Annotated in this window: 8 protein-coding genes; 4 read left to right on the top strand and 4 right to left on the bottom strand. The window is 55.3% G+C overall.

Translation table 11 applies throughout. The features are described from left to right. Positions 1–266 precede the first annotated feature (266 nt). Both VKV29_RS07850 and pruA read left to right on the top strand, forming a co-directional pair. On the top strand, positions 267–647 hold the full coding sequence (locus VKV29_RS07850) for a DUF192 domain-containing protein (protein ID WP_324200754.1): 381 nt from the start codon (positions 267–269) through the stop codon (positions 645–647). Positions 648–709: 62 nt separating this feature from the next. Further along, entirely contained in the window at positions 710–2,269 is a 1,560-nt protein-coding gene (pruA, locus tag VKV29_RS07845; protein ID WP_324200753.1) for an L-glutamate gamma-semialdehyde dehydrogenase, read from the top strand. Here pruA and VKV29_RS07840 read toward each other — a convergent pair. The 3 genes from VKV29_RS07840 to VKV29_RS07830 are packed head-to-tail and all read right to left on the bottom strand — an operon-like array spanning position 2,266 to position 6,490. After that, positions 2,266–3,309: a zinc-dependent alcohol dehydrogenase gene (locus VKV29_RS07840; protein WP_324200752.1), complete on the bottom strand. Its 1,044-nt coding sequence runs from the start codon at positions 3,307–3,309 to the stop codon at positions 2,266–2,268. The two genes, pruA and VKV29_RS07840, sit on opposite strands and share 4 nt — an antisense overlap. Beyond that, positions 3,300–4,373, bottom strand: coding sequence for an alcohol dehydrogenase catalytic domain-containing protein (locus tag VKV29_RS07835; protein ID WP_324200751.1), 1,074 nt, complete (start codon positions 4,371–4,373; stop codon positions 3,300–3,302). The genes VKV29_RS07840 and VKV29_RS07835 overlap by 10 nt, the downstream gene beginning before the upstream one ends. Further along, positions 4,370–6,490 (bottom strand): right-handed parallel beta-helix repeat-containing protein, encoded by a 2,121-nt coding sequence (locus tag VKV29_RS07830; RefSeq protein WP_324200750.1) that lies wholly within the window; start codon positions 6,488–6,490, stop codon positions 4,370–4,372. The genes VKV29_RS07835 and VKV29_RS07830 overlap by 4 nt, the downstream gene beginning before the upstream one ends. Before the next feature lie 175 nt (positions 6,491–6,665). On the opposite strand from VKV29_RS07830, the gene VKV29_RS07825 reads away from it, so the two are divergent. Continuing rightward, positions 6,666–7,349 (top strand): Bax inhibitor-1/YccA family protein, encoded by a 684-nt coding sequence (locus VKV29_RS07825; protein ID WP_324200749.1) that lies wholly within the window; start codon positions 6,666–6,668, stop codon positions 7,347–7,349. 571 nt (positions 7,350–7,920) lie between these two features. Here VKV29_RS07825 and VKV29_RS07820 read toward each other — a convergent pair. Further along, entirely contained in the window at positions 7,921–8,124 is a 204-nt protein-coding gene (locus VKV29_RS07820; RefSeq protein WP_324200756.1) for a hypothetical protein, read from the bottom strand. Here VKV29_RS07820 and VKV29_RS07815 point away from each other — a divergent pair. After that, positions 8,093–10,081 (top strand): glycosyl hydrolase family 28-related protein, encoded by a 1,989-nt coding sequence (locus VKV29_RS07815; RefSeq protein WP_324200755.1) that lies wholly within the window; start codon positions 8,093–8,095, stop codon positions 10,079–10,081. The two genes, VKV29_RS07820 and VKV29_RS07815, sit on opposite strands and share 32 nt — an antisense overlap. Positions 10,082–10,086 lie beyond the last annotated feature (5 nt).

Raw genomic sequence — 10,086 nt, 5'->3', positions numbered from 1 at the left:
CTTAGCGTTGCTGAACCACTTAACACGACCTCTAATTTGCATACACGTCCTCCTAAAGAAGGAAACGAATTCCGGTATATGCCCGGTGGTCATCAAAAAAGTATAAAGCCTGTATGCCAATTTGTCAAGAAGAATTTTTTTGCAGCGTGTCCTACGTTTTGTTGAGACTCAATCTATTGCAAGTCTATGGGTTTCTGTCGGTCTACATCATCGAAGTTTCGCACCGGTTTCGGCGGCCAGAAGGTTTCGTGAGGTAGACTGATGGCATGGGAGAAGCTTTGTATTCGCTTTTGGAAGTAGAGAGCGGCAACGTGGTGATAGAGAATTTGCATGTTGCAGATACTTTTTGGAAGCAGGTGGTTGGACTGCTAGGCAAAAGGGGATTAGATGAGAGCGAGGGGTTATGGATCGAGCCGTGCAACGGGGTACACACCTTTGGCATGCGCTTTGAGATTGACCTCCTCTTTTTAGACAAAAGCGGCCTTGCGGTGCATAAGGCCCTGCATGTAAAGCCGTGGCGAATCTGTGGGCCGATTTGGGGCACGCGAGTTGTTGTGGAGATGCCTGCAGGGGCTTTGGTGCGCGGCAACATTCGACCGGGAAGGCACTATATAAAAATTCCACGGGAACAGGGGAGGCCTTTTTGAGAGTCTAGTAGATAGGGAAGAAGGGTTTTTTTAGATTTATTTTCAGAAAGGGAACCGATCTCATGTTTACGCCATTCCAGAACGAGTATCCGTATCCAAATTTCAGCGAAGAGCGCCCTCGTAAGAAGATGGAAGAGGCTTTGCAGGCCGTTGCGGGGCAGTTGGGCAAGCTCTATCCGGTCTATTTAGGTACCTCTCGCATCGAGAGCACGGAGCGTTTAGTGAGCATCAATCCTGCCAAGCCGCACCAAGTTGTGGGGCAGGTCTGTACGGCCCCGCCGGAGTTGGTCGAGAAGGCGGTTTTAGAGGCGGAACGCGCCTTTCCGGCATGGGCTAGCCTATCGCCGGAGGTAAGAGCAAGACACCTGGTAAAGTTGGCCGCTATTCTACGTCGTCGCATCTACGAGTTTGCGGCTTGGATGGTCTATGAGGTCAGCAAAAGCTGGAGCGAGGCCTATGCCGATGTGGCTGAGGCCATAGACTTTTTGGAGTATTACGCCCGTGAGGCCGTTCGTTGGGGACAAGGCAAGCCCACGGTGGATTTCCCCGGCGAAGAGAACGTCTATTTCTATCTGCCTTTAGGGGTTGGGGCCGTGATCGCGCCGTGGAACTTTCCTCTGGCCATCCTCACCGGTATGACGATGGCTGCGGTGGTAGCGGGCAACACGGTGATCGTGAAGCCGGCGGAGCAGGCCTCTGTGATTGCGGCCAAGTTGATGGAGCTGTTAGATTTGGCGGGGTTTCCTCCTGGGGTCGTCAACTTGATGCCCGGCCCCGGTGAGACCGTTGGAGAGGCGTTAACGGGGCACCCCAAAATCCGCTTTGTTGCTTTTACCGGTAGCAAGGAGGTTGGAATACATATCTACCAAAGGGTGGCAACGGTGCAGCCTAATCAAAAGTTTCTGCGTCGTGCCATTCTTGAGATGGGCGGCAAAGATGCCATTATTGTGGATGATGGGGTAGGGCTAGAAACCACTGCTACCGAGATCGTACGGTCAGCGTTTGGGTTTCAGGGGCAGAAGTGCTCCGCCTGCTCGCGCCTCATCATACATAAAAACCTCTATGAGCCGTTGCTACAGAAGGTTATTGAACAGGCACGGCGGTTGCGTGTGGGCGATCCGGCACAATATGGCATAGATATGGGCGCGGTGATAGATGCCGACGCCTACCGAAAAATCCAAAGCTATATCGCCATCGGCAAAACGGAAGGGGAACTTGTTATGGGCGGGGTAGACCCTGCGGAGCCGGACGAGACCGGTTACTTTATTCATCCGACCATCTTTCGGGATGTGGCGCCGAACGCTCGGATCGCTCAAGAGGAGATATTCGGGCCGGTGCTTGCCGTGATTAAAGCGGAAGATTTTGACCATGCATTGGAGATCGCCAATGGCACCGAATACGGCCTTACCGGTGCCCTGTTTTCCTACAACCGCGAGCACATCGAGAGGGCACGCCGCGAGTTTCATGTTGGAAACCTCTACATTAACCGGAAATGCACCGGTGCCCTTGTGGGAGTACAACCGTTTGGCGGTTTCAACATGTCGGGCACCGACAGCAAAGCCGGTGGCCCGGACTACCTAGGTCTCTTCTTGCAGGCGAAATCCGTGTCCGAGCGCTTCTAGGGGGTAACGACCACCTTTACAACGTCGAGTTTGCCGTTGGCCAGACCGGCAAGCACGTCGGGAAGCTGAGAGAGAGTAGCCCGATGCTGTAGAAAGAGGTGCGAGGGAATCTGTCCCTCTGAAAGCAGGGCCAGTGCTTGCCGTACGGCGCTAGGTGTGTGATGGAAGGCACTTGTGAGAGTGACCTCCTCATAATGAACGCGATGGGTATCCAGAGCTATAGAGCTGCCGGCGGGGCAGCCGCCGAAAAGACACACCGTTCCGCCGGGCCGGGCCAGCGTGATCGCGTTCTCCCATGCCTGCGGGGTACCTACGGCTTCGATAACCCAGTCGGCACCTAGCCCCTCTTCCGTGAGGCTTTTGAGGTGCTGAAAAACCTCCTCTCCCGCTTGGAGATCGAAAACTTTGTCGGCACCGAGCGCTTTGGCTAGCGCAAGCCGTCCCTCACGTCGCCCAACGGCAAGAACTCTCGCCCCGGCCAGAACGCAAAGGCGTACAAACAGGAGGCCTATAGGGCCAAGACCGAGCACCGCCACGCTCTCTCCAGGGCAGATAGGCAGACGTTCTAACCCGTGCACCACACAGGCTAGAGGCTCTACAAGGGCCGCCTCCGAAAAATCGAGGTGAGGGGGTATGGGCAAAAGGTTCGTTGCGACGATGCGAGCAGGCACGAGGATGGTTTCAGCATAGGCCCCATTCAGGAACAGCAGATCGCGGCACAACTCCGGTTGTTTACGTCGGCAAAAGAGGCATCGGCCGCACGGAGCCGAATTTGCAGCGACAACGCGCTGACCTACCTGCCACCCCTGAACGTTAGGCCCGATGGCCTCGATGACTCCGGCAAACTCATGCCCAAACAACGCGGGAGGCCGAATCATGCGCGCATGGTACCCACGGCGATAGACCTTCACGTCGGTGCCACAGGTTAATGCGGCATGTATTCGCACCCGTACTTCCCCTTCGGCCGGTTCCCCTATAGGCACCTCCTCGATCCGCACATCCTCCGGCCCGTAAAGAACGGCCGCTTGCATTATGCCCATGGTTGCAAAATCACCTTGAGGGTGTTCTCGCTAGGGTGGGAAGCGAGGGCGAGAGCCTCTTGAACGGCTGAGAGCGGCAGGCGGTGCGAGATAAGCGGTTGCACCTCTATGTCATGCCGAAAGATAAGGTCTGCGGTCTCCTGGAGCAGGGTGATGTCGCCACTATAGGAACCTAGAAGCTGTTTTTCGAGCATGCCGATGGCTCCTGCATCTATTTGGGTAAAGTCTTGCAGGTAGGTCTGGGCGAAAAGCAGTGCTTTGCCTGCCGGACGCACGAGATCGAGCGCTGTCTGAATGAGGTTGCTGTTGGCGACGGCCAGTATCGCCACGTCGGCCCCTGCGGTTGGAGCGTTTTGGGTGAGATAGCTTTTGGCCTCCTCTGTGGTTGCGAAGGCGACGTCGGCGCCAAGCCGTAGCGCCAGGGCGCGCCGTGAGGCGAGCGGATCGACCACGAGCACCCTCGCTCCCACTCTACGGCAGAGCTGAGTATAGAGGAGACCGATGGGGCCTTGACCGAGAATCAGCACAACATCCTCCGACTGGATGTGGGCTTGGCGAACACCCTTTAGGCAGGTATTAAGCGGCTCGATGAAGGCAGCCTCTTCCGCCGTGACGCTAGAGGGCAGCCGTATCATGCCATGTTTTACGCACCGCTCCATCACGCGCACAAACTGGGCAAAGCCACCTCCTGCCGGCTCGTACCCGGCGGTGGTGCCGGTTTGCTTATAGACCGGGCATTGAGCAAAAGCACGACGGCGACAGTAGGGACAATCGGAGCAAAGACAGGGCACATGATGTACCACCGCCACGCGCTCGCCGACCTCCCAACCCTCCACCTCCTCACCGATTTTGACGATACGTCCGGCCATCTCGTGCCCGAAGATGCGAGGCGGTTCCACGAGGCCGAAGTGAATTTTTTTGAGGTCGGTGCCGCAGATGCCGCAAGCCTCTATCTTAATAAGAACCTCTTTTGGGCCGACGGTTGGAATCGGGAGACGTTCGAGCACCACTTTATCTTTCCCGCGATAGACGGCGGCGAGCATCGCATAGGGCAGATCGTTCATGGTCGTTGCCCCACATCGAGTTGGGGAAGAGGAAAAGCCGCTGGGGTATGAAAGGCGGCCTCCACTTCGTGCGGATCAAGGTTGCATCCGAAGCCTTTTAACGAGATCGGCTTAAATCCAAGCTTAAAAGCGGGCGAGCTTGGCTTTAGTCGGAAATCGCCTTCTTCTGGATCAACAAACTCAGGGTCGGCGATGAGCGAGTGGATATCCTGTCCTTTTTGTTGCCACTGGGAAAAGCTCATGCCATCGAAAGTAACCGGTTGCCCCGCGGCATTCCAGTAGAGATTATAGTCAAGATGGTAGTTGTTGCCAGACCAGTTTGAACCGAGTAGTGTGCCTTGACGATAGTAGACGATGTTATGCTCCAGGGTGAACGAGAGGTGGTCTTCCGCGCGGGTGCGTACAAGCTGGGCTTCGAGATTGAGGGCAAAGATATTGTTAATTACTCGGTTGTTGGCTCCATAATGCTGGTGCAGGCCGCCCGACTTCGTGTCGTACACGATGTTATCCTCTGCGAGCACATCGCTGGTGCCCTCATCGAAGTAGATGCCCCATCCGCCGTAAGTGAAGGAACGGATGTGGTGCAGGAGGTTGTGTTTAAGAACCGTTCCCGGCGAGATGCCTAGCAGATAGATGCCGCCCATATCGGAGAGCAGGCCTTGGCCGATGTTCTCGATGAGGTTGTTCTCGATGAGATTGTCGTGGGCAAGGCTCTTCCCATAGCCCCACGTCCAGCCCACAGAGATGCCGGTGTAGTAGAGGTTGCCGATGGTGTTGTTGATGAGGCGATTATAGGGGGATTGGCCGATCCAAATACCGGTTGCCGCCGGATGGAGGCGTCCTCCATCGGCAATAAGGCAGTTTTGCACGGTGTTGTTTGAAGCGATGAGCTGGGACTGGTCACGAATCATCGTCTCTCCGAGCTTGACGCCACCGGCACCCAGGTCGGTTAAAGCACAGTTTTGGATGCGGTTGTTTTGGCAACCTTCGCCAAGGGAGATAGCCCAAGCACCGGTATGCATAATGCGGCATCGGTCGAACAGGCAGTTATGCGCCATGGTCGCCTCGATGGCTGCCGGAAGGTCTACTTCGGCCTGGGGGGCATCATGGCCTTCTGGGGGCAGGTTCCAGTTGGAGTAGGCAAAGGTTAACCCGCGAAAGACCAGGTAGGAGACCGGCGTGTCGGTGTTGGGGTTGCCTTGAAGGGTGAGGAGTTGGTCGAGACGAGGAGCGACGATCTGGGCGCTCTGTAATTGCTCTTGCGCTTTGGGTAGATAGGTCAAGACACCGGTGGGGCGGTCAAGATACCATTGGCCGGGCTGGGAGAGCGCCTCTTTCACATTCTCGATAAGATAGCGATTTCCCTTTGGGAAACTCGCCCACCACTCGGTTCCTGGAGTGTGTCCTTCTAAAGTGACGATAGAATGGTTCGTATCGAGCGATGCAACATGATAACGTCCGGCGGCCCAAGTATGAAACACAATAACCTCCACATCGTTGAGGTTCGCCCAGTGCGGGTCGAAGCTGCCCGGCGCGTAACCGAATTGGTCGAACCCCTTCCCTTGAGCAGTCGGGGAGGAGGTTCCATCTTGAGTAATGATATAGTAGCCGTTCATCGGCAGGCGGGGCCGATAGCGCCGTTCGCCGTTGACCCAGAGTTGGCAGAAGTTCCACTGGCCGTTTTTGACATCGGGCAACGTTGTTGTCCAACGATCGGGCCCTTCCATGTGCCAATTTTTAAGCAGGGAACCTCCGCTAATAATAGGCGTTTCCCCGGCATAGGCCTCGAAAACGGTTGGGGAGTCGGCGGTTCCGCTATCTTCTAGGGTAAACACAAGCGGCTTTGTGAGAGTATAGAAACCGCCTCTTACAAGCACGATGATAGGGCGATGTAGGTTGGGGTGTTGTTGCCGGAAGGTGCGCACGGCCATTTGAGCGCGTTGAAGAGTAAGGAAGGGGCCGTCGGAACGGTGCGAGTTGGGGGCCGGCAAGCGCCCTGACCAGTTGTCGTTGCCGTTTGTGGCCACATAGAAATCGGCGTGGGGCCGGGCTGCTAAGGTCATTGCGGCACCGGCAAGCAGAAGACCTAGCCCGAACATCATGGTGTAAGCTCTCATCGGCTTCTCCTGAAAGGTTTTTGCCTACCTAACACCTTATCTCTTCTGCTTATGGGCAATGAAATCCTGCTCAATGTGGTTTTGAGAGTGGGAACCGTATTTACGAGGGGGCGGTATACTTAATCAGAGTTCTAGATACGCTTAGCATATAAAAGTGGCTTTTAGGAGGATCGTAATGAACTATGGGTTTGTGCCCACCTATGGAACGGTGGCCGAGGCGCCTGCGGAAGTAAGAGCGACCTTTGTGCGTCGGGTCTACGGGCTGTTCTTTGTTTCGGTGCTTGTGACCATTCTGGTAAGCGCTTTTTGTGCGCAACAGGCCATTGCCGCCACGCTTATGCCCATGCTGCTGCCGCTGCTCATTGTACAGCTCGTGCTGGGCATCATTATGGCGTTTGCGCGCCGTACCACCGGTTTGAACATCGCTCTGTTTTACCTCTTCTCGGCGACAGAGGGAATGATCATCGGCCCCTTGATGACGCTTGTTTCGCGCGTGGCGCCCGGGGTTCCGTTAGAGGCGGCGGTGCTGACGGGGGCGGTTTTTGCAGGATTGTCCCTCTATGCATTGCAGTCTGGGAAAGATTTCTCGTTTTTGGGCGGGATGTTGTTTGTGGGGCTGATCGCCCTCGTCATTGGCGGTTTGGTGATGATGTTTGTGCATGTGGCGGCGCTCTACACCCTCTACTGCATCATCGGGGTGTTGATCTTTTCGGGCTACGTTTTGTACGACACCTCGCTGATCATGCGCCGACTTTACCCGGGTGAGGAGATTGTGGGGGCTATCAGCCTCTATTTGGACCTCATCAACCTCTTTTGGCTGATTTTGCAGTTGCTTATGGAGCTACAGCGTCGCGATTAGCGAGCAAGTTTTCGGTTCTTGAGTGAGTTTGTGGAGCAGGCCGACTTTGTTCACCCTATCCCTTCCTTTCGTCCTTGTGGATGAGGGGAAGGGCGCCTTTCCCCAGAAAATCTTTCGATTTTCTGGAGACCCCGGTATAGGCCTTGAGGGCAAGGTGCAGTGCGCAGCACCATCGGTCTTGGGGTTACCCCCATCATGAAATCGGTTCTAGAGCAAGTTAACAGAACAAGCCTATTTCGTTCACCCCCTATCCCGTCCTTTCCCCCTATCAGGGAGAAAGAAGGCTAGTATGATTAGTTTCCAGAGGAAAGATTATCAAAGGAAAACAACAATGAACTTGCCGGTCTCCCCACTCCCTGCAGGGGGTGGGGCTGACGGCCTTCCGGCTCAAGAGCAGGTTAACCAAGCAAGCCCATCTTGTTCGCCTCCTATCCTCCCATCCCCCGATCTGGGAGCAAAGGGGCTAGTAAGTAAGCTTCTGGAGCCCATCGGCAGAGTGTGGTAAGCTGCTGGAAACAAGCTCTCTCACCCCAAACGGCTCAGCAGTAGAGGGTTATCAAACTATTGGTGGTCAAATGATCCAATCCATTCGAATCGTGGTAGCCGCGATTACGCTGGCAGCTTTGGCGATGCCATCGCCGGTGCGTACATCGTTGGCCGGTCTTACCCATCCGGTACGGGCGGAGCTGGCGTCCTCGCTGTCGCCCTCAGGGATCGTATTGGAGGCGGAACAGGCAGAGCTGATGGGCGGTGCCCACATAGATAACAGGGACACGGGTTACCGCGGCACGGGATACGTAGATGGTCTCAATGCTTCCAACGTAGGGCAGTGTCGTGTTATATTCGCAGTCGCTGTGCCGTCCGATGGACGGTATCCGGTATCTATCCGATACGCCAACGGGAACCAGGCTGCGGGCACTCTAACGGAATACGTAAACGGATTGCCGCTTGGGCAAGTGTCATTCGCACCCACCGGCCAATGGACAAATTGGGAAACCAAACGCCAGTCCATCCCGATGCGCGCCGGGTTGAACACGTTTTGGTTAGAAGTTGACAAAGGGGACTCGGGCGGCATTCACTTGGATGATATTTCGGTACTGGGGGCGGACAACGTATCGCGCGGGGCTTCTTTGCCCTATGTTGAATATGAGGCCGAGGACGGACAGACCAATGGCACCATCATAGGGCCTAACAGAGATTACGGCACGTACGCAGCCGAGTCATCTGGGCGGCGTGCAGTACTGCTGGCTAAGTCCGGTCAGTATGTGCAGATCAGGCTGGTGAAGCCGGCCAATGCAATAGATGTTCGCTACGCGATTCCGGACAGCGCGTCGGGTACCGGCATGTCGGCATCTATTAGTCTCTACATCAATGGACACAAAGACCGTGAGGTTCTCTTGACCTCCAAGTATGCCTGGGTGTACGGAGCGTTTCCTTGGTCTAAAAACCCGGCGGATGGAAATCCTCATCACTTCTACGACGAGGTACACATGTTGCTAGGCCGGAAGTTGCCGGCAGGCACGCTTATCAGGCTTCAGCGCGATCCGGGCGATAAGGCGCCCTGGTACCTCATTGACCTGATCGATATGGAACAGGTGCCAAAGCCCTATCCGCGGCCTATGGGTTACGTGTCCGTTACTCAGTTTGGAGCAGTTCCCAACAGCGGTAAGGACGCGGCACCGGCGTTCATAGAGGCGATTTCTAAGGCCGAATCAGAGGGCAAAGGGGTGTGGATCCCACCGGGCAAGTACAATATTGTTAGCAGTCGAATCCCCATCAGTGGCAAAGTGGTGATCCGCGGAGCGGGCCCTTGGTACTCCGTATTGACAGGCCCCAACGCTGGGTTCGAAGGAGAAGGGGGAAGCTTCCAATGCTATGACTTTGCCATTATGGGCACTACGAATCACCGAGATGACAGCGCGCCTGACAACGGTTTTGACGATAATTTGGGCCAGGATTCTATCATCCAGAATGTTTGGATAGAACACAAGAAATGTGGCTTGTGGATTAATTGGCCCACCGACCATCTGTACATTGTAGGTGTACGTGTTCGAGATACGATGGCCGACGGAATCAATTTTGCCGGAGGGACAAGCCACTCGATGGTGGAGCAGTCAGAGCTGCGTAATACAGGAGACGACGGTTTGGCGATTTGGTCGTCTCTATACAAGACGAAGCTGCCAAGCGAGGACAACACGTTCCGCTTCAACACCGTGCAGCTCCCGTGGCTTGCAAACAACATTGGCATATACGGGGGGATAAACAGTACCGTCTCGGATAATGTGTTGTCAGACACTATGGGATTTGGAGGCGGCATCAACATCAGCACTAACTTTCCAATGTACCCGTTTGTGGGGCGTGTCGTCGTGGAGCGGAATACGTTGAACCGCACCGGGGGGTACGAATACAACGGGAAAGAGCCGTTCGGAGGAATCTGGATCAGTGCCATTAAACAGGATATTAACGCCCTTATTGTGATTCGGGAAAACGTGGTCAATGACAGTACTTACCAGGGGTTTGAAATCCGCGGCCCATTCAGGGTCTCCCACTTGACGGTAGATGGTCTGACGATCCACGGGGCGGGGACATACGGGATTGAGATCCGAGACAATGCGACCGGAATGGCCGAGTTCAGTCATGTGACAGTCGAAGGCGCTAAGTTAGGTGGATTGAATCAGTCCTCCGCTCCGGATTTCCACATCCAACGGGGCCAGGGTAACTGTGGTTGGTAGGATTT

The sequence above is a fragment of the Chthonomonas sp. genome (genome assembly GCF_035294165.1).
In the GTDB taxonomy this organism is placed as follows: domain Bacteria; phylum Armatimonadota; class Chthonomonadetes; order Chthonomonadales; family Chthonomonadaceae; genus Chthonomonas.
The sequence above is the reverse complement of the archived record's forward strand: the minus strand, read 5'-3'. Positions and strand labels throughout refer to the sequence as shown.